At 68.2% G+C, this 17,321-nt stretch carries 20 protein-coding genes; 13 read left to right on the top strand and 7 right to left on the bottom strand.

The features are described 5' to 3' along the window. From mdcC to AC5P5S_RS01645, 8 genes are all read left to right on the top strand, one after another. Positions 1-321, top strand: coding sequence for a malonate decarboxylase acyl carrier protein (gene mdcC, locus AC5P5S_RS01680; protein WP_005408516.1), 321 nt, complete (start codon positions 1-3; stop codon positions 319-321). Next, the gene (locus AC5P5S_RS01675) at positions 318-1,226 is read left to right on the top strand and encodes a biotin-independent malonate decarboxylase subunit beta (protein ID WP_005408515.1); all 909 of its coding nucleotides are present in this window, start codon (positions 318-320) and stop codon (positions 1,224-1,226) included. Before mdcC ends, AC5P5S_RS01675 begins: the two co-directional genes overlap by 4 nt. Positions 1,227-1,228: 2 nt before the next feature. After that, the gene (gene mdcE / locus AC5P5S_RS01670) at positions 1,229-1,933 is read left to right on the top strand and encodes a biotin-independent malonate decarboxylase subunit gamma (RefSeq protein WP_043034213.1); all 705 of its coding nucleotides are present in this window, start codon (positions 1,229-1,231) and stop codon (positions 1,931-1,933) included. Continuing rightward, positions 1,926-2,567: a malonate decarboxylase holo-[acyl-carrier-protein] synthase gene (gene mdcG, locus AC5P5S_RS01665; protein WP_005408513.1), complete on the top strand. Its 642-nt coding sequence runs from the start codon at positions 1,926-1,928 to the stop codon at positions 2,565-2,567. Before mdcE ends, mdcG begins: the two co-directional genes overlap by 8 nt. A gap of 35 nt (positions 2,568-2,602) precedes the next feature. After that, positions 2,603-3,418, top strand: coding sequence for a triphosphoribosyl-dephospho-CoA synthase MdcB (mdcB, locus tag AC5P5S_RS01660; RefSeq protein ID WP_080334772.1), 816 nt, complete (start codon positions 2,603-2,605; stop codon positions 3,416-3,418). Beyond that, positions 3,415-4,335 carry a malonate decarboxylase subunit epsilon gene (mdcH, locus tag AC5P5S_RS01655; RefSeq protein WP_043034144.1) on the top strand — a complete coding sequence of 307 codons (921 nt, stop codon included), beginning with the start codon at positions 3,415-3,417 and terminating at the stop codon, positions 4,333-4,335. The genes mdcB and mdcH overlap by 4 nt, the downstream gene beginning before the upstream one ends. Before the next feature lie 104 nt (positions 4,336-4,439). Continuing rightward, positions 4,440-5,807, top strand: a complete 1,368-nt coding sequence (locus AC5P5S_RS01650; RefSeq protein ID WP_005408510.1) for an SLC13 family permease — start codon at positions 4,440-4,442, stop codon at positions 5,805-5,807. Positions 5,808-5,912: 105 nt separating this feature from the next. Then, positions 5,913-6,632, top strand: coding sequence for a GntR family transcriptional regulator (locus AC5P5S_RS01645; protein WP_024957000.1), 720 nt, complete (start codon positions 5,913-5,915; stop codon positions 6,630-6,632). Positions 6,633-6,703: 71 nt separating this feature from the next. Here the strand turns inward: AC5P5S_RS01645 and AC5P5S_RS01640 are convergent, their stop codons facing one another. Further along, positions 6,704-7,036 (bottom strand): hypothetical protein, encoded by a 333-nt coding sequence (locus AC5P5S_RS01640; protein WP_043034145.1) that lies wholly within the window; start codon positions 7,034-7,036, stop codon positions 6,704-6,706. A 151-nt stretch (positions 7,037-7,187) separates the two neighbouring features. On the opposite strand from AC5P5S_RS01640, the gene AC5P5S_RS01635 reads away from it, so the two are divergent. Further along, positions 7,188-8,135, top strand: coding sequence for a nucleoside hydrolase (locus AC5P5S_RS01635; RefSeq protein ID WP_004147861.1), 948 nt, complete (start codon positions 7,188-7,190; stop codon positions 8,133-8,135). A gap of 4 nt (positions 8,136-8,139) precedes the next feature. On the opposite strand, the gene AC5P5S_RS01630 is transcribed toward AC5P5S_RS01635, so the two are convergent. From AC5P5S_RS01630 to AC5P5S_RS01605, 6 genes are all read right to left on the bottom strand, one after another. After that, positions 8,140-9,399: an MFS transporter gene (locus tag AC5P5S_RS01630; protein ID WP_062606705.1), complete on the bottom strand. Its 1,260-nt coding sequence runs from the start codon at positions 9,397-9,399 to the stop codon at positions 8,140-8,142. Positions 9,400-9,477: 78 nt separating this feature from the next. Then, on the bottom strand, positions 9,478-10,491 hold the full coding sequence (locus AC5P5S_RS01625) for a hypothetical protein (RefSeq protein ID WP_062606702.1): 1,014 nt from the start codon (positions 10,489-10,491) through the stop codon (positions 9,478-9,480). A gap of 125 nt (positions 10,492-10,616) precedes the next feature. Further along, positions 10,617-11,930: a sensor histidine kinase gene (locus tag AC5P5S_RS01620; RefSeq protein ID WP_062606700.1), complete on the bottom strand. Its 1,314-nt coding sequence runs from the start codon at positions 11,928-11,930 to the stop codon at positions 10,617-10,619. Beyond that, positions 11,927-12,667 (bottom strand): response regulator, encoded by a 741-nt coding sequence (locus tag AC5P5S_RS01615; protein WP_005408504.1) that lies wholly within the window; start codon positions 12,665-12,667, stop codon positions 11,927-11,929. The genes AC5P5S_RS01620 and AC5P5S_RS01615 overlap by 4 nt, the downstream gene beginning before the upstream one ends. 57 nt (positions 12,668-12,724) lie before the next feature. Continuing rightward, complete coding sequence (locus AC5P5S_RS01610; protein ID WP_495276284.1) at positions 12,725-13,270, bottom strand: redoxin domain-containing protein; 546 nt, start codon at positions 13,268-13,270, stop codon at positions 12,725-12,727. A gap of 3 nt (positions 13,271-13,273) precedes the next feature. Continuing rightward, complete coding sequence (locus AC5P5S_RS01605) at positions 13,274-14,068, bottom strand: alpha/beta fold hydrolase (protein WP_062606698.1); 795 nt, start codon at positions 14,066-14,068, stop codon at positions 13,274-13,276. Between the two features lie 342 nt (positions 14,069-14,410). On the opposite strand from AC5P5S_RS01605, the gene AC5P5S_RS01600 reads away from it, so the two are divergent. The 4 genes from AC5P5S_RS01600 to AC5P5S_RS01585 all read left to right on the top strand — a co-directional run bounded on the left by AC5P5S_RS01600 (position 14,411) and on the right by AC5P5S_RS01585 (position 17,256). Beyond that, complete coding sequence (locus AC5P5S_RS01600) at positions 14,411-15,055, top strand: HvfX family Cu-binding RiPP maturation protein (protein WP_062606696.1); 645 nt, start codon at positions 14,411-14,413, stop codon at positions 15,053-15,055. A 95-nt stretch (positions 15,056-15,150) separates the two neighbouring features. Then, positions 15,151-15,627 carry an HvfA family oxazolone/thioamide-modified RiPP metallophore gene (locus AC5P5S_RS01595; RefSeq protein WP_062606695.1) on the top strand — a complete coding sequence of 159 codons (477 nt, stop codon included), beginning with the start codon at positions 15,151-15,153 and terminating at the stop codon, positions 15,625-15,627. Positions 15,628-15,683: 56 nt separating this feature from the next. Beyond that, complete coding sequence (locus AC5P5S_RS01590) at positions 15,684-16,529, top strand: HvfB family MNIO-type RiPP peptide maturase (protein WP_062606693.1); 846 nt, start codon at positions 15,684-15,686, stop codon at positions 16,527-16,529. Further along, complete coding sequence (locus tag AC5P5S_RS01585; protein WP_062606691.1) at positions 16,522-17,256, top strand: HvfC family RiPP maturation protein; 735 nt, start codon at positions 16,522-16,524, stop codon at positions 17,254-17,256. The genes AC5P5S_RS01590 and AC5P5S_RS01585 overlap by 8 nt, the downstream gene beginning before the upstream one ends. Positions 17,257-17,321 lie beyond the last annotated feature (65 nt).

Below are 17,321 nucleotides of genomic sequence, written 5' to 3'. Positions count from 1 at the left end.
ATGGAAACCCTCGACTATCGATTCGAAGGGCACACTGCGGTGCAGTTTCCGCGCGGAGCGGTGCTGGTCGGCGTGCTGGCCTCGGGCAACCTGGAAATCCTGCTGGAGCCGGCCGCACTGGACGGCGCGATGACGGTGCGCATCATCACCGCCGCGAAGGGCTTCGGCAGCGTGTGGCAAGCGGTGATCAGCGACTTCGCACAGCGTCATCCGCTGCGCGATGTACGCATCTCGATCAACGATGCCGGTGCGACCCCGGCGGTAGTCAGCCTGCGCCTGGACCAGGCCGTGGAAACCCTGCTTGCTGGAGAACCACGATGAACCGGACGCAGCGCTACAGCTACTACGAAGCCGATGCGCGCGAGCGTATCGCCAGCCTGGTCGATGCCGGTTCCTTCAGGGAATTCCTCGGCCCGGCGCGGCGGATGATGAGCCCGCACCTGGCACAGCTCGACCAGCCCGCGGCGTTCGACGACGGCATCGTTGTCGGCGAAGCCACGCTGCGTGGCCGACGCGTGCTCCTGGCCGCGCAGCAGGGTGAATTCATGGGCGGCGGGGTGGGCGAAGTGCACGGTGCAAAACTGACCGGGCTGCTGCGCCGCGCAGCCGAAACACATCCCCAAGGCGTGCTTCTGCTGCTGGACACCGGTGGTGTGCGCCTGCACGAAGCCAATGCAGGGCTCATCGCCATTTCCGAGATCATGCGCGCCACCCTGGACGCGCGTGCAGCGGGTGTGCCGGTGATCGCGCTGATCGGCAGCGGCAACGGCGCCTTCGGCGGCATGGGCATCGTCGCCCGCTGCTGCACTACGGTCATCATGTCCGAAGAGGGTCGCCTGTCGCTGTCCGGCCCGGAAGTGATCGAGACCGTGCGCGGCGTAGAAGAGTTCGATTCCCGCGATCGCGCGCTGGTCTGGCGCGTAACGGGAGGCAAGCACCGCTACCTGATCGACCAGGCACAGGTGCTGGTGCCCGATGCCATCGAGGCCTTCGCGCAGGCGGCCAGCAACGCGCTGCAGCCTGATACCAGCAGCACCGATCCGGATACTGCACTGGCTGCGCTGCAGGAACGCCATGCGGTATTGAAGGCGCGCGTGCAGGCCTGGGGCGATTGCCGCGATGGCCTGGAGATCTGGGCCCGCCAGGGCATCGCAGCCCCCGAGCGACTACCGCTGCTCGACACCGATGAGTTCCTCATCGCCACCGCCGACCGGAGCCTGCCATGAGCATGCCGTTGCAGAACCTGCTCGATGCCCTGTTTCCGCATGGGCATGCCATTGCGGTGAACGATTCGGTGCTGACCGGCAGCGCCACCACCGAGGATGGCGAGGTGACCGTGATCGGTACCGCCGACAAGCTTGAAGTCGGCGTGGACCACGCACTGGCACTGGCCGAAACCGTGCTTGCCAGCACCGGCGCACATCCACAGCGACCGATCGTGATGCTGGTGGATACCGCCGGACAGCGCCTGGCGCGGCGCGACGAACTGTTGGGCATCAATGGTTACTTTGCGCATCTCGCGCAGACGCTCGATCTGGCACGCCGCCGTGGCGCGCGCCTGATCACCCTGGTCTACGGCGAATCCGTCAGTGGCGGCTTCCTCTCATTCGGCCTGATGGCCGACCAGATCCACGCCCTGCCCGATGCACAGGTGCGGGTGATGGACCTGCGCGCAATGGCGCGGGTGACCAAGCAACCGCTGGAGAAGCTGCAGGCGCTCAGCCAGAGCTCGCCGGTATTCGCGCCGGGCGTCGCCAACTACGTGGCGATGGGTGCGGTGGACTCGTTGTGGGAGGGCGATCTTTCCCAGCACCTGCTGCAGGCCCTGCGCACGCCCGCCGAAGGCGACCTGCGTGCCGTGCAGGGTGCCGAACGTGGCGGTCGCATGCTGGCCGCACGCGTGGCTGAAGCGGTGAGTCAGGGCGATGCCTGAGCGGCTGCCCCGCCATACGCTGGTCTGGCTGTCAGCGCACGCCGGCTGGCAGGCGGACATCGCCGCGCATGAGTCGCGCCTGGCCGACTGGTTTGCGCAGGGCCGGCCGGCCATCGTCGCGCGGCGTGCCGCCGACGATGCCGATCCACGCCTGCGTCTCGGCGTGCCGCTGCCACCCGCCGAGGGCAAACTGCGCTTGGCCCTGCGCATGCCGGCACACGATGTGCTGCGCACCGCAGCGCCACCGACACTTCAGGCGGTGCTGGAAGGCGACCTTGTGCAGGACTGGCAGCGCCCGCTGCAGGCATTGCAGGACATCGCCGCAGCGCGTGTATTCGGTGCCTTCGCATGGCAGCACCTCACGGGCCTGCACTATGTGCACGCGCGCTCGGACATCGATCTGCTGTGGCGGATCGACACCGCCGCACAGGCCGATGCCCTGGTCGCACGGCTGCAGGCATGGGAGACCGAACACGGCCGGCGGGTCGATGGCGAACTGTGCCTGGTGGATGGTGGCGCGGTGAACTGGCGCGAATACGCCGGGCGCAGCCGCGAGGTACTGGTCAAGCGCCTCGATGGTGCCGCACTGGAACTACGTGATGCGTTGTTCGCCTCCACCGGGGTGAGCGCGTGAATGCCCTCGTGCAACCGGCGGTCAGGCCAGCTGCCGTGGACAGCGCGCGTCTGGGGCGCCTCGCCATCGCCAGCCTGCACGCCGAACTGGCCCTTGCACCCAAGCCAGGGTTGGTCACGCCATTCGACAGCGGCAGCCACCACGACATGGACGCAGGCACGTTCCTGCGCAGCCTGTTTACGCTGCGCCACTACTTCATCGCCGTGGCCGACGCCGGTGCCAGCGCGGCACCGTTCCAGACGTTGCGCCGGCACGGCATCGCTGCGGAGATATCGATGCTGCACGCCACTGCGGGCATCAACACCCATCGCGGTGCGATCTTCAGCCTTGGCCTGCTGGTGGCGGCTTCCGCTGCCTGTCGGGGCCGCGCGGGCGGCGCCGTCGCAGCCGAGCAGGTCTGCCAGGAAGTGCGCCGCTGGGCTGCCGAGCTCGCCGGCGCACCACTTGATGCGAACAGCCCTGGCCAGCGCGCGCGCGCACGGCACGGCGTGCAGGGTGTGCGCGAACAAGCGGCCGCCGGCTACCCGCTGCTGCGCGAGGTGGCACTGCCTACCCTGCGCCACGCGCTGGCCAGCGACCTGCCACGCGAGGCCGCGATGTGCCAGACCCTGGTGCAGCTGATCGCGTGCGTGGATGACCTCAACCTGCTGCACCGTGGCGGCGCCAACGGCCTGCGCTGGGCCCAGCAACAGGCGCGAGGCTTCCTCGATGCCGGTGGCGCCTTCGTACCCGGCTGGCAGGCACGCCTGCACAGCATCGGTGATGGATTCGTCGCACGCCGGCTGAGCCCCGGCGGCAGTGCCGACCTGCTGGCCTGTGCCTGGTTCCTGCTGCAGCAGGAGGTCGCATGAGTCTTGCCCTGCTCTGCCCCGGCCAAGGTGCGCAGCATGCCGCGATGTTCGACCGCGTGCGCGATCTGCCTGCCGTGCGCGACGTACTGGAGACCGCCAGCGCAGTGCTTGGACGCGACGTATTTGCGGCAGCTGCTGACGAATCGCGCTTCGACAATGTTCTGGCGCAGCCCTTGCTGTGTGCAGCCAGCCTTGCGCACTGGCAGGGACTTCGCGAAGCGGTGCCTGCACCGGTGCTGGTGGCCGGCTACAGCATCGGCGAGCTCGCCGCGCATGCCATCGCCGGCAGCTTTGATGCGGCCACCTGCCTGGCGCTGGCTGCGCAACGTGCGCAGTTGATGGACAGCGCCAGCCCCGCCGATGCAGGCCTGCAGGCGGTGCTCGGGCTGGAACGCCATGTACTGCAGCCGCTGTGCGATCTGCACGGCGCGCACGTGGCCATCGCCAACGGGCAGGACCATTTCATCGTGGGCGGCACGCACGCCTCGTTGCAGCGGCTGGACGATGCAGCGCGGGCGCAGGGCGCGGACATCCGTCTGCTGCCGGTGCGCGTGCCCGCACACACACCATTGCTGGCGACGGCGGTCGCACCGTTCGCTGCCGCACTCGATGCATCGCCACTGCAGGCCCCACGCCTGCCGCTGCTGGCCGGCATCGATGCGCGACCGGTGCGGGACCGCGCAACGGCAGTCCACACGCTGTCGTTGCAACTGGCGCAGACCATCGAATGGGCGCAGGTGATGCGCCAGGCCTTCGAGCGCGGCGCGCGCGTGTTCCTGCAGCTGGGCCCGGGCAACGCGCTGGCGCGCATGGTCGCGCCGGCCTATCCGTGCTGCGAGGTGCGCGCGGTGGAAGAGTTCCAGAGCCTTGAAGGCGCGGCGGCCTGGGTCCGCAGCGCGCTGGAGCGGCTGCAGTAACGGGTTCGAGCAGTACGTATCACGCAACACGCCGTACGTCGCCTTACCCCGGGATGGCGGGTCTCCATCCGTGCTGTACGTGAGTCACGTGTCTGGGAGGGCGCATGAGTCCACAAATCGCAACGATCATCGGTCTGGTGATCATGTTCATTGTTGCCACGGCGATGCCGATCAACATGGGCGCCGTCGCCTTCGCGCTGGCCTTCATCATCGGCGGGCTGTGGGTCGACATGGGCGGCAAGGAGGTCCTGGCCGGCTTTCCCGGCGATCTGTTCCTGACCCTGGTCGGCATCACCTACCTGTTCGCCATCGCGCAGAAGAACGGCACCATCGACCTGCTGGTGCACTGGGCAGTAAAAGCCGTGCGCGGCCATATCGTGGCCATTCCGTGGGTGATGTTCGTGATCACCGCGGTCCTCACCGCGTTCGGTGCGCTGGGCCCGGCGGCGGTCGCGATCATCGGTCCGGTCGCGCTGCGCTTTGCCAAGCAGTACAACATCAATCCACTGATGATGGGCCTGCTGGTCATCCATGGCGCGCAGGCCGGTGGCTTCTCGCCGATCAGCGTGTACGGCAGCATCACCAACGGCGTGGTGCAGAAAGCCGGGCTGGAAGTGACCGAGATGGCGGTATTCCTGACCAGCCTGGGCTTCAACTTCATGATGGCGACGATCTGCTTCTTCGCGTTCGGCGGCATCGCCCTGCTGCGGCGTGGCTCGATCACCGCGGCCGGAACGCTCGGCAATGCCGAGCTGGCGATGGCCGGTGGCCCACAGGCCTCGTCGCGCCAATTCGCCATCGAAGGCCATGGCGCGCTGGTCGCAGCCGGCGGCGGCACGCTCAGCAATGATCCGGCAGCACTGGATGCGGTGAGCCTGACCCGCGAGCGGCTGTTCACCCTGATCGGCCTGCTCGGCCTGGGCGTGGCCGCGCTGATCTACAACCTCAACGTCGGCCTGGTCTCGATCACCGTGGCTGTCGCGCTGGCACTGCTGTCGCCACAAAGCCAGAAGGGCGCGGTGGATGGCATCAGCTGGTCCACCGTGCTGCTGATCTGCGGTGTGGTGACCTACATCGGCGTGCTGGAACATGCCGGCGCGGTGGACTTCATCGGCAATGGCGTGTCCGACATCGGCATTCCGCTGCTCGGCGCGCTGCTGGTCTGCTACGTCGGCGGCATTGTCTCCGCATTCGCCTCGTCGGCTGCGGTGCTGGGCGCCACGATTCCGCTGGCGGTGCCGTTCCTGATGCAGGGTCACCTCAGCGCCGCCGGCGTGATCTGCGCGCTGGCGGTGTCGTCCACCATCGTCGATGTCAGCCCGTTCTCCACCAATGGCGCACTGGTGGTGGCTTCGGCAGCCAAGGAGGAACGCGAGACCCTGTTCCGCCGCTTCCTGGTCTACAGCGGACTGGTGGTGGCCCTGGGGCCGCTGCTGGCCTGGCTGGTATTCGTGGTACCGGGCTGGATGTAACCACCCAACGGTAGTGCCGGCCGCTGCCCGGCAATCCCATGAAGCCATCCAGCGATCATGGGTTGCCGGCCAGCGGCCGGCACTACCTGGCGGTACACTTCCTCCATGGCCATTGCCCCTGCCCCGCGGTCACCGAAGAAGCGCGCACCTCTGTACGAAGAGGTGGCCGAACACGTGCGCGAACGCATCTACGATTACCGCCTGCCGCCGGGTGAGTGGATCGACGAGCCCGCACTGTGCGAAGAACTGGGGATCAGCCGTACGCCGCTGCGCGAGGCGCTGAAGCTGCTGGCTGCCGAAGGCCTGGTGCAGATCGATGCCGGTCGTGGCTGCCGGGTCACCCGGTTGACGCTGGAAGACCTCAACCAGCTGTTCCCGGTGATGGCGATGCTGGAAGGTCGCTGCGCGCACGAGGCGGTCAGGCACATCGACGATGCCGGCGTGCAGCAGCTGGAAGACCTGCATGCGGCGATGGAAACCGCGGCGGCCGAGGGCAACATCGCCGAGTACTACCGCAACAACTACCTGATCCACGAAACCGTGCAGCACTACGCCGGCAACCCGTGGCTGATCCGCATCACCCACGATCTGCATCGCATCCTGAAGATGCATCGCGGCCGCCAGCTGCTGACACCGGGGCGCACCGCGCAGTCGCTGGCCGAACATCGCGAGCTGATGGAGTGCTTCCGACGCCGCGACGCGCAGGCTGCCGAACGCACCATGGAGCGCCATCTGCTCAGCCAGGGCCAGGCTCTGGCCGCCTATGTGGCAGCAGGCGGGCTGTTGAACGTGCCGGCGCCCTTGCCGACCGAAGGCGGCGGTTGAGCGGATGAGGTTGCCGGCCAGCGGCCGGCACTACCAGGACGTGACCTTGGCCGGCACCCTGGAACGTCTCATCAATCGCCGCCACCGCAGCTGCCGCCGTCACCACCCCCACCGCTGTCGCCGCTTCCGCAGTCGGAGCTGCTGTAGCTGTGATGGCTGTGGTTGTCACTGGAATAGCCAACGGAGGTGTCATGGCTTCCGCCGCCATCCCCTCGGCTGCCCGAGCCATCGGCCGTGGCCACCGCCATGCACAGGATGGCGCCGACCAGCGGCAGCAGCCAGACCAGCAGCAACTGCACCGTCCGGCCGCCTGCCGAGAGGCCATCGCGCCTGACGATCACCACGGTAGCCACCACGTTCAGGCCCAGCACCAGCAGGACCAGCAGAAGGGCAACGATCAGCATTCGGCGGTTCCGTGCCTGGACTGGGGGCATTATGGCCTGCCTCCCCGGCAATGGCCCTGCCTGTCATGAAGATGGGACAATGTAGGGCGCGCCGGCCTGCTTCCGGGCCGCCGGCGCCCCCCGCACCACACGGAAGAAGAAGAACAACAACATGCTGAAAGTCATTTTCGATACCGACCCGGGCGTCGACGACGCCCTGGCCCTGCTGTACCTGCACAAGCACGCCCAGATCGACCTGATCGGTGTCACCACCACCTTCGGCAATGCCTCGGTGGAGTCGACCACGCACAATGCGCTGTACCTGAAGCAGGCCTGGGGCTTTGCCGCCCCGGTCGCACGCGGTGCCGGCGGCCCGCTGCAGCCGGAAGCCACCCCGGAAGCCTGGCCGGTGCACATCCATGGCCACAACGGCCTGGGCAACCACCCGGTGCCGGCCAGCCTGGACGTGGCGGCCGATGCGCGCCCGGCCCACCAGCTGATCATCGACCTGGTCCGCGCCCATCCGGGCGAGGTGACCCTGGTCGCGGTCGGCCGCATGACCAACCTGGCCCTGGCCCTGCAGCAGGCGCCGGACATCGCCGGCCTGGTGCGCGGCGTGGTGATCATGGGCGGCGCCTTCCACGTCAACGGCAACATCACCCCGGCCGCCGAGGCCAACATCTGGGGCGACGCCGAAGCAGCCGACGTGGTGTTCACCGCCAGCTGGCCGGTCACCGCCATCGGCCTGGACGTGACCACCCGCGTGGAAATGGACCGTGACGGCCTGGACAAGCTGGCTGCGATCGGTGGTGCCGATGCCGAACTGGTGCGTGCGCTGTCGCAGGATTACGTGGACTTCTACCTGCAGGCCGGCCACAAGGGCATGGTCGTGCACGACTGCTGCGCCTGCATCGCGCTGACCCGTCCGGAGCTGTTCCAGTTCGAGCGCGCCAGCGTGCGCGTGGCCACCGACGGCGTCGCCCGCGGCATGACCATTCCCAAGCCGGAAGGCCTGGCGTTCGGCCCCAGCGTGTGGGACGGCCACGTGGTGCAGTCGATTGCCATCGGCGTCGATGCGGCCGCCGTGCTGGCCGACATCGAGCAGACCCTGAAGGTCTGACCCGCTAGCGCTTGGCCCTGCCCGGGACCGTCTCGGGCAGGGTCCACAGCACCGGCAGCACCAGCACCGCCACCAGTGCGATCATCGCACCCGGCGCCGCCGCCCAACCGCTGCGTTCCACCCACCATTGCGCCAGCCAGGGCGTTGCACCGCCGAACACGGCCGTGGCCATGGTCACCCCCAGTGCCAGCCCGCTGACCCGCCCTTCGCCGGGGAACTGCTCGGCCGTGGCCGGGGCCGCCACCGCGCTCACGCCACCGGCCACGCAGGCCAGCAACACCGCGGCCAGCGCGATGCCCAGCGGCGTCGCCTGCGCCATCCACGCGAACAAGGACAGCGGCAGCAGCGCTGCCAGCACGGTCAGGCCCAACAGCACCGGCCGTCGTCCGACACGGTCGGACAATGCGCCGCACAGGGGCGTGATCGCGATCACCGCCACTGCCGCAATCGTCGACAGCCACAGCGCATCGCCCTCATCGTGGCCCCGCGCATGCAGGAATGCGGGCACATAGGTGATGCCGACGTAGTAAGTAATCGAGCCCAGCGCCGAGATCGCGAACGTGCGCGCCACCGCCAGCGGATGGTTGCGCAGCACATGCTTCAGCGGCGTCGCGGGAATGCTGCCCTCGCGGCGCTGCCGCTCGAACTCCGGCGACTCGTGCATGCCCGAGCGCGCGACCAGGATCACCAGTGCCAGCGCCGCGCCAACGAAGAACGGAATACGCCAGCCCCAGCTGTCCAGCTGCGCGGGCGCGAGCAGCGCCACGGTAACCGCGGAGATCGCCACCGCCAGCAACGCACCCACCTCGCTGGCTGCGGACGCCAGCGAGGTCACCAGGCCACGTCGCTGCGCCGGTGCGCTTTCCAGCAGGTACGCCACCACCCCGGTGTATTCACCGCCTACCGAAAACGCCATCACGCAGCGCAGTACCAGCAGCAGCACGCCCGCCGTCGTTCCGGCCATGGCCGCTGTCGGCAGCAGCGCGGTGGCCAGCATCGCCGCCGCCATCAAGGCCATCGATGCCAGCAGCATCCAGCGCCGGCCCAGGCGGTCGCCCAGGTGACCAAAGCACAGCGCGCCCAGCGGACGCATCAGATAGGACACCGCGAAGCCGGCCAGCGTGACCAGCAGCGCCTGTTCGCCGCCGCCGAAGAACACCCGCGACAGCACCGTGGCGAAATACAGGTACAGGGTGAAGTCGTACCACTCCACCACCGTGGACAGGCCCGCCACCCACATCGAGCGCTGCCGCGCCGCGGTCATTGCGTATTCGCCTTCAACAGCCTCGATCCCGGTTGCGCAGGTTCCGCGCAGCGTGGCATGGACGGGGTGAAATACCGGTCATCGGCTGCCCGCTGCCTGCATGTACTGGGTTTCATGGCCGGTGAAACGCTCGCCGTCAAAGCCGAAGCAGAAGCGCCCCTCCTCGAACACGCGGTAGACCAGCAACGCGCCATCGAGGCAGAACTGCGGCTGGTCCACGCCCGTTTCCAGTGTCCCGTAGCCGGTGGCCTCTCCGCCCTTCCCCGCCGGGCCGGTGAAGGCATCGATCGGCAATGGCGTGGCGCGTCCGGTGCGGGTGTCGACCAGCACCAGCGTGCGCTGGAAGTACTCGGGTCGATCATCGACCTGCACCAGCAGGTAGTGCTTGTTGAAATTGGGTTTCTGATGCTGGAGGGCATCTTCGATGGCTCCGCGGTGCCGCGCATCGCAGAAGTCGACCGGGCTGTAGCGGTAGCTGCAACCGTCGTGGTCGTAGGGCAGGTTCATGCCCGAGTAGCTGACGCCTGCCTGGCTGCCCAGATCGTCTCCCGGTTCCGGCGTGCTGCACAGCAGCCATGAGCGCTGCGCATCCTCGGGATCGGCCAGCAGCTTCGGCTCACGGCCTGCCTCGTACGCCGCGCCACCCGGGAATTCCTGCCCGAAGCGCTGGCGGACGATGGGACGTGCCTTCTCCAGCGGCAGGCCGATCTTCGCGCCACGGAACGAGACGAAGGTCATCGTCGGCAGGATCACCTCCTCCACCGGCAGCCCCTTCCATTGCCCCTGCACGCAGAACGTGGCGATCTCGTTCTCCCCGTCCTCCTTGCAGGGCTTCGGCGCGTTCGTCGCCAACCAGGGATGGGCCGGGCGCCTGGTCTGCTGATCGATGTACCAGCCGTCCAGCGCGCAGGTCGGCAGGGCATCGAGCAGCGGAGAGAGGTCTGTTGCGGTGGCCGGGGCGGCAAGTGGTGCGCCCGCTGCGGGTGCCCCGGTCGGCGCATCCGTTGTGCGCTGGCAGGCCGCCAGCGCGAGTAGACCGACCAGCAGCGCGACGTGGCGCGGGCGCCGGATTGAATGCTGCGTTCCCTGCATTGCGTGTTTCCTGGTTTCGACACTCCCTGCAGATGATCGCCGATCCCGAGGCCGTGCAGGAACGTCGCAGATCCCACATCGGGGTCAGCGCCCTTCGCTCCCGCAAAGGGATCCGACCCCGCCCGTTACCCCGGCAGCTGCAGTTCCGCCCGCAGGCCGCCGCCCTCGCGGTTGTGCAACCTCAGCGAGCCGCCCAGCGACTGTGCCAGCTGCACCGCGATGGCCAGGCCCAGGCCAGTGCCGCCTGTATCGCGGTTGCGCGAGCTTTCCAGCCGATGGAACGGCGCCAGCACTGCCTGCAGCTGGCCCTCGGGAATGCCAGGGCCACGGTCGGAAATGCTGATCCACACTCTGCCGGCGTCATCACGGCCCGCCTCGACCTCGGCGGCACCCGCGTAACGCAACGCGTTGTCGACCAGATTGCCGACCACCCGGCGCAGCGGCTGCGGCCAGGTCTGCACGACCAGTCCAGCGGGCGCGCCGCCACTGACCGGCTTGCCCATGTCCTCGTAATCGCCGACCACACTGGCCAGGAACGCGCCCAGGTCCATCGACACCGGCGCGCCACTGGCGACGTGGCTGCTGCGCGCATAGGCCACGCCCTCACGCACCAGTTGACCCAGGTGGTCGAGGTCGTCCAGCAACCGCTGCTGGATGCTGTCTTCAGGCAGGGTCTCCACCCGAAGCTTCATGCGCGTGATGGGGGTCTGCAGGTCATGCGAGATCGCGGCCAGGATCTGCAGGCGCTCACTGACATGGCCACGAATGCGTGCCTGCAGTGCGTTGAGCGCAGCCGCCGCGCCGCCCACTTCCGCCGGGCCATCTTCAGGCAGTTCGGGCCCGTCCTTGCCCGGCTGCAGATGCTCCACCGCATGCGACAGCTGCTGCAGCGGGCGCATGGCCAGGCGCACCGCCAGCCACGCGCACACCAGTAGCAGCGCCAGCTGCACCAGCAACACGGCGGGCAGCCAGCGCGCCAGCGGCAGGCCCGACGGGGTGACTTCGATGGTCAAGGGGGTGCCGTCGTGCAGGCGCAGTTCCACCTCGAACCGCTCCGGCAGGCGAGCCACCTGGCGTGCCTGCAACGGATAGCGGTGCTGCAGGCTGTCGTCGATGATCGCCGTGACCTGGCGTGCACGATCGGTCTGCAGCCCGGGTCCTGCGGCGACCGGGCGCAACAGGTAACGGTAGGTGCGCCGCTCCAGCCGCGGCACCCAGGCTGCGCGCTGGCCTGCGGGCAGGTGTTCCAGCAGCGCGACACTCACGGCCACGTCTTCGTCCAGGTTGCGCAGCATCATGCTGCGGGTGGACTGGTAGCGTTCGAAGAACAGCAGGCCGAAGGACAGTGCGTGGGCCAGGGTCAGTCCGCCCAGCAGCACCAGCAGCAGCCGCGCCGACAGCGTGCGCGGCCAGCGTGGGCGGTGTGCGGTGGTGTTCATTCGTCCGGCCCCAGCAACTGCACCGGCACGCTGAACACATAGCCTTCGCTGCGCACGGTCTTGATGTAGGTCGGCTCGCGTGCGTCGTCACCCAGGCGCTGCCGCACGCGGCTGACCAGCAGATCGATCGAGCGGTCGAACAGTTCGGCATCGCGGCCCTGGGTGAGGCTGAGCAGCTGGTCACGGCTAAGCACCCGATTGGCGTGATCGAGGAACACGCGCAACAGGCGGAACTCGGCGCCACTGAGCGGATGCGCGGTGTCCTGCGCATCCAGCAGATGGCGTGCGGTGGTGTCCAGGCGCCACTCGCCGAAGGCCAGCTGGCGACCTGCTTCGCTCACCTGCAGATTTGGCGGCAGCATCTGCGTGCGGCGGATCACCGCATTGATGCGTGCCAGCAGTTCGCGCGAAGAGAAGGGCTTGGTCACATAGTCATCAGCGCCCATTTCCAGGCCGATGATGCGGTCGGTCTCGTCGTCGCGGGCGGTCAGCAGCACCACCGGCACCGCACGATGCTTGCCGGCGCGCAGGTTGCGGCACAGGCTCAGGCCGTCCTCGCCCGGCATCATCACGTCCAGCACCACCAGATCCACGGCATGGGTATCCATCAGCGCGCGCATGGCCCGGCCACCGTCGGCCTGGCTCACGCGCAGGCCGTTGCGCTGCAGGTAATCGGCCAGCATCTGGCGGATCTCGCTGTCATCGTCGACGACCAGAATATGCGGTACGTGGTTCATTGCGTTCTCGATGAAGACGGAGGTCAGGGCCGCGCTGCGCGGCCATGGTAGCGCGGCTCAGGGGTTGGCCAGCAGGCGCTGGATCTCGCTTTCGGTACGTGCGTAGTCGCCCTCGCCGTAATGGCGGTAGACCACCCGCCCCTGACGGTCGAGCAGGTACAGCGCGGGCCAGAAGCGGTTGCGCCAGGCGTTCCAGATCCGGTACTGGTTGTCCTGCACCACCGGCCAGGTGATGTCCAACCGTGCGATGGCCTTGCGCACGTTGCCGGGCAACCCTTCATAGGCGAACTCCGGCGTATGCACGCCGATCACCCTCAGGCCCTGCGACGCGTAGCGTGCATGCCACTGGTGGACATGCGGCGCCACGTTGAGGCAGTTGCGGCAGGTGTAGGTCCAGAACTCGACCAGCACCACCTGCCCCCGCAACTGCTTCAGTGTGAGCGGTGGGGTGTTGTGCCAGGGCCCGCCACCGTCGAACCCCGCCATCGGTTCTGCATCGAGCGGTTGCGCGCCGGCATCCGCGCCGGGCCATGCCAGCAACAACGCCGCTCCGCCCAGCAGGGCCAGCAACAGCGGCAATGCGTACCCTCGCAGTGCGGCCATCGCTCAGCCCCCCTGCTCGGCCAGCGGCAGTTCCGCCGGCTTCACCCCCGCCGCTTCCAGGATGCTGTCGGCCACCTGCGCCGGATGCGAAAGCAGCGACACATGGCTGCTGCCGATCGATTGCAGCTGCGCGCCAATGCGCTTTGCGGTGGCGGCCTGCAGCTGCGGCGACAGCATGCGATCGTCACGGCTGAGCACGTACCAGCTCGGCTTGCTGCGCCACGCCGCAATGTTCACTACTTCGCCCAGCGCGCTGGCCTTCAACGGGACCTGCGTGCTGTACAGCAGTGCGGCCGATTTTTTCATCACGTCCGGCGCGAAGTCCTGGGCGATGGCATCAGCCGGCAAGGTCAGGTAGCCGTCCCTTTCCTGCAGTCGGGCCAGACCCGGACCGACCGGGAAACCTTCGCCCTGTTGCGCCGAAGATTGCCCTGCATCCGGTGCGAACGCCGCCACGTACACCAGCGCCTGCACCTTCGGGTCATTGCCCGCTTCGGTGATGACCGTGCCACCCCAGCTGTGGCCGACCAGCACCACCTTGCCAGGCGCAGCGGCAATCGCACGACGGGTGGCGGCGACGTCGTCGGCCAACGAGGTGAGCGGATTCTGTACGGCCACCGCCGGCAGCTTCCAGTCATGCAGGGTACTGATGACCTTGCTCCAGCTGGAGCCATCGGCGAAGGCGCCGTGCACCAGGATGACGGTGGGCGGTGCAGCGGTATCGACCTGGCTGGCGAAGGCGGGGGCGGCTGCGCCGGCAAGGGCGAGAGCAGCGGCAAGCAACGAGGTACGGATCATGGGTGGCACTCCGGTGTTGGGAGTGGCCATTTCCGCCTGCCGGTGTATCACCGCTGTTTCTCCGCTGCGCGGAGTTGTACCGGACTGTAGGGCGCAGGCGGGTTTCTACAGTGGGATACATTCGCGCGCCGGTCCTGGCTGGGCGCTTTCGGGTGAATATCGCTCCCCGCACGCGGGCGCGCAACGCCCCGATGTGCGTCAACGCATCGTCTTTGTATCTGACTGTACGAAACCCCGGCCGCGACCACAGTCGCTGACAAAACCCCGGGCAACGGCACACGTTGCCGATACCTGCGCCGCCTGGAATGGCCTCCATCGACCACTGGCCCGCAGGACACCACCATGATCAGCACCGCCTCTTCCGTGTATACCCCCCGCTTGGACGCCGTCGGCCGCTGGCTCTCGCCATTGGCGCTGCGCACCCTGCTGGCCTGGGAGTTCTTTGAATCCGGCCGCGAGAAGCTGGGCGGCCAGAACTGGTTCGCCGACCTGGAAGGCCGCTTCCCGTTCCCGTTCTCCGCCCTGCCCGCGTCGCTGAACTGGCAGCTGGCGACCTGGCTGGAACTGGTGGGCGCGGTGATGCTGCTGCTCGGCCTGGCCACGCGCTCGGTGGCCTACGTCTTCTGGGTCCTCACCATCGTTGCCATCGCCACCGTGCACTGGCCCGACCAATGGAACGGCCTGGGTGAGCTCTGGCAGGGCTATGCGATCACCGACCAGGGCTACGGCAACTTCAAGCTGCCGCTGCTGTTCCTGGCCATGCTGCTGCCGCTGATCCTCAACGGCGGTGGCGCGCTCAGCGTGGACCGGCTGTTGGCCGGCTCACAGCATGCCGCTGTCGGCAATGACGGCCTGGGCTGGGGCGTCAGCCTGATCGCCCTGCTGCTGCCGGTTGCCGCGCTGCTGCCCGGCATCGGCTTCGGCGGTGCCCTGCTCGGCGGCGTGCTGCTGCTGGGCTATCTGCTGCGCCGTCGCCACGCCGCCTGAGCTGAATCCCCTGTTCCCGCGCCTTTCGCTTTCCGTCGCCTCCTCGGCGGCGTCCATCCCGCACGCCCCGCGTGCTTTCCCAAGGAGTCATCACCATGTCCATCTCGACCAGGAACACCCCCTCCTCCCGCCTGCCGCGCATCGGTGCCATCGGCATTGCCCTGGCCGGTGGCCTGCTGCTGGCCGGCCAGGCCGCCGCGATCCAACCGCTGGCGATCAGCGCGGTGGCCATGAGCGCCACCGCCGAAGGCAAGTGCGGTGAAGGCAAGTGCGGGGCCAACAAGGCCACCACCGGCAAGCCCGCCGGCAAGGCCAAGGTGGCCGAGGGCCAGTGTGGCGAAGGCAAGTGCGGCGACGCCTCGTTTGCCCGCACTGACCGCGACCACGACGGCAAGGTCTCGCGTGCCGAGTTCAACGCTGTGGCCGCCAAGCGCGCCGCCGAGTTCGACCGCATCGACACCGACCACGACGGTTACATCAGCGAGCAGGAAGCGCACGACTACCTGCGCAGCGTCTACACCGCCAACGGCAAGCCGATGCCGAAGGGCCTGTTCTCCCGCGTTGCCGATTGATCGACGTTCACCCGGCGCCGCCTTCAAGGCGGCGCCCTCTCCCTGGAGCATCCACCATGTCCCTGCCCCTGCCCGCCCATGCCGCCGGTCTTGGCCTGCGCCGTGGGCTGATCGACGAACTGCTGGCCATGCCGGCCGGTGCCATCGACTTCCTCGAAGTCTCCCCTGACAACTGGATCGGCGTCGGCGGTGCACACGGCGCCGCGCTGCGCCAGCTCAGCGGGCGCCATCCCCTGACCTGCCACGGCCTGTCGCTGTCGCTGGGAGGTCCTGATCCGCTGGACCGCACCCTGCTGGCACAGACCCGTGCCTTCCTCGACCTGCACCAGGTGCAGCTGTACAGCGAACACCTGAGCTACTGCGCCGCCGGCGGCCATGTCTACGACCTGCTGCCGCTGCCGTTCACCGCCGAGGCCGTTCACCATGTCGCCGGTCGCATCGCCCAGGTGCAGGACATGCTGGGCCGACGCATCGCCGTGGAGAACATCTCCTACTACGCCGTTGCCGGCGCGGACATGAGCGAGATCGACTTCATCAACGCCGTGCTCGCCGAAGCCGACTGCGACCTGCTTCTGGACGTCAACAACGTTTTCGTCAACGCCTGCAACAACGGCTACGACGCCTTCGAATTCCTGGCCCGCGTGCCGGCCCACCGCGTCGCCTCGCTGCACGTAGCGGGCCACTTCGATGAAGACGATGGCTTCAAGATCGATACCCATGGTGCGCCGGTGAAAGGCGTGGTCTGGGCACTGTTGCGCGAGGCCTATGCGCGGGTGGGCGTGCGCCCCACGCTGCTCGAACGCGACTTCAACTTCCCCCCGCTTGCCGAATTGCTGGCCGAGGTCGGTCAGATCCGCCAGGCGCAGGCCGAGGCACGTTGGCCCGAGGTGGCCCATGGCTGAGTCGCTGGCTACCCTGCAACGGCGCTGGGCCGATCATGTGCGCGCCCCTGCAAAGACCGCACCCGATGGCATCGAGGCGCGGCGGATGGCGGTCTACCGCCGCCTGTGCATCGACAGCTTGGACACCCTGCTGGCCGGCAGCCTGCCGCGGTTGAAGTCGCAGCTGGGCGATGCCTGCTGGCGCAACACCGTCGAGCACTACTACGCGAGGCACGCCTGCCGCACGCCGTTGTTCCCGCAGATCGCGGGCGAGTTCGCGGCCTGGCTGGCGGTGCAGGACACGCTGGCGCTGCCGGGCTGGGCAGCGGAACTGGCGCACTACGAGAGCACGCAGCAGTCGCTGCACATTGAAGCGCGTGACGGTGGGCGGCCGCTGCAGCGGGCTCCCGTAGGCAATGATGTGCTGGCGGTTTCGCCGTTGGTGCGGGTGCTTGGCTACCAGTGGCCAGTACATGAGGACGGGGCGCTGGAGCCGGTGTTGAGCACGGCTCCCACGCTGCTGGTGATCCAGCGCCTCGCCGATTTCAGCCTGCTGACCGAGGAACTGTCACCGCTGGCCTACGCGCTGCTGTCGGTGTTCGGTGACGACAGCGCGTCGGTGGATGAAGCACTGCAGCTGCTGTCCGAAACACATGGCGTGGCAGCGGACGCATTGCGCATGGCCTGCGTGCCTGTTCTGGGCGAGCTGTGCGCGGCGGGCGTGCTGGTTGCATTGCCCGCTTTCTGAGGTTGCCGGCCAGCGGCCGGCACTACCCGTTCCTTGGCCGGCCAGCGGCCGGCACTACCCCTCCC

It is taken from the genome of Stenotrophomonas sp. YJH_SMC_54 (assembly GCF_059368435.1).
This window is presented reverse-complemented; position numbering and strand designations above follow the sequence as displayed.

What these genes read in the sequence shown, in the direction of transcription:
- mdcC (WP_005408516.1), top strand. Translation starts at nt 1, where the DNA reads ATGGAAACCCTCGACTATCGATTCGAAGGGCACACTGCGGTGCAGTTT.
- AC5P5S_RS01675 (WP_005408515.1), top strand. Translation starts at nt 318, where the DNA reads ATGAACCGGACGCAGCGCTACAGCTACTACGAAGCCGATGCGCGCGAG.
- mdcE (WP_043034213.1), top strand. Translation starts at nt 1,229, where the DNA reads ATGCCGTTGCAGAACCTGCTCGATGCCCTGTTTCCGCATGGGCATGCC.
- mdcG (WP_005408513.1), top strand. Translation starts at nt 1,926, where the DNA reads ATGCCTGAGCGGCTGCCCCGCCATACGCTGGTCTGGCTGTCAGCGCAC.
- mdcH (WP_043034144.1), top strand. Translation starts at nt 3,415, where the DNA reads ATGAGTCTTGCCCTGCTCTGCCCCGGCCAAGGTGCGCAGCATGCCGCG.
- AC5P5S_RS01650 (WP_005408510.1), top strand. Translation starts at nt 4,440, where the DNA reads ATGAGTCCACAAATCGCAACGATCATCGGTCTGGTGATCATGTTCATT.
- AC5P5S_RS01645 (WP_024957000.1), top strand. Translation starts at nt 5,913, where the DNA reads ATGGCCATTGCCCCTGCCCCGCGGTCACCGAAGAAGCGCGCACCTCTG.
- AC5P5S_RS01640 (WP_043034145.1), bottom strand. Translation starts at nt 7,036, where the DNA reads ATGCTGATCGTTGCCCTTCTGCTGGTCCTGCTGGTGCTGGGCCTGAAC.
- AC5P5S_RS01635 (WP_004147861.1), top strand. Translation starts at nt 7,188, where the DNA reads ATGCTGAAAGTCATTTTCGATACCGACCCGGGCGTCGACGACGCCCTG.
- AC5P5S_RS01630 (WP_062606705.1), bottom strand. Translation starts at nt 9,399, where the DNA reads ATGACCGCGGCGCGGCAGCGCTCGATGTGGGTGGCGGGCCTGTCCACG.
- AC5P5S_RS01625 (WP_062606702.1), bottom strand. Translation starts at nt 10,491, where the DNA reads ATGCAGGGAACGCAGCATTCAATCCGGCGCCCGCGCCACGTCGCGCTG.
- AC5P5S_RS01620 (WP_062606700.1), bottom strand. Translation starts at nt 11,930, where the DNA reads ATGAACACCACCGCACACCGCCCACGCTGGCCGCGCACGCTGTCGGCG.
- AC5P5S_RS01615 (WP_005408504.1), bottom strand. Translation starts at nt 12,667, where the DNA reads ATGAACCACGTACCGCATATTCTGGTCGTCGACGATGACAGCGAGATC.
- AC5P5S_RS01610 (WP_495276284.1), bottom strand. Translation starts at nt 13,270, where the DNA reads ATGGCCGCACTGCGAGGGTACGCATTGCCGCTGTTGCTGGCCCTGCTG.
- AC5P5S_RS01605 (WP_062606698.1), bottom strand. Translation starts at nt 14,068, where the DNA reads ATGATCCGTACCTCGTTGCTTGCCGCTGCTCTCGCCCTTGCCGGCGCA.
- AC5P5S_RS01600 (WP_062606696.1), top strand. Translation starts at nt 14,411, where the DNA reads ATGATCAGCACCGCCTCTTCCGTGTATACCCCCCGCTTGGACGCCGTC.
- AC5P5S_RS01595 (WP_062606695.1), top strand. Translation starts at nt 15,151, where the DNA reads ATGTCCATCTCGACCAGGAACACCCCCTCCTCCCGCCTGCCGCGCATC.
- AC5P5S_RS01590 (WP_062606693.1), top strand. Translation starts at nt 15,684, where the DNA reads ATGTCCCTGCCCCTGCCCGCCCATGCCGCCGGTCTTGGCCTGCGCCGT.
- AC5P5S_RS01585 (WP_062606691.1), top strand. Translation starts at nt 16,522, where the DNA reads ATGGCTGAGTCGCTGGCTACCCTGCAACGGCGCTGGGCCGATCATGTG.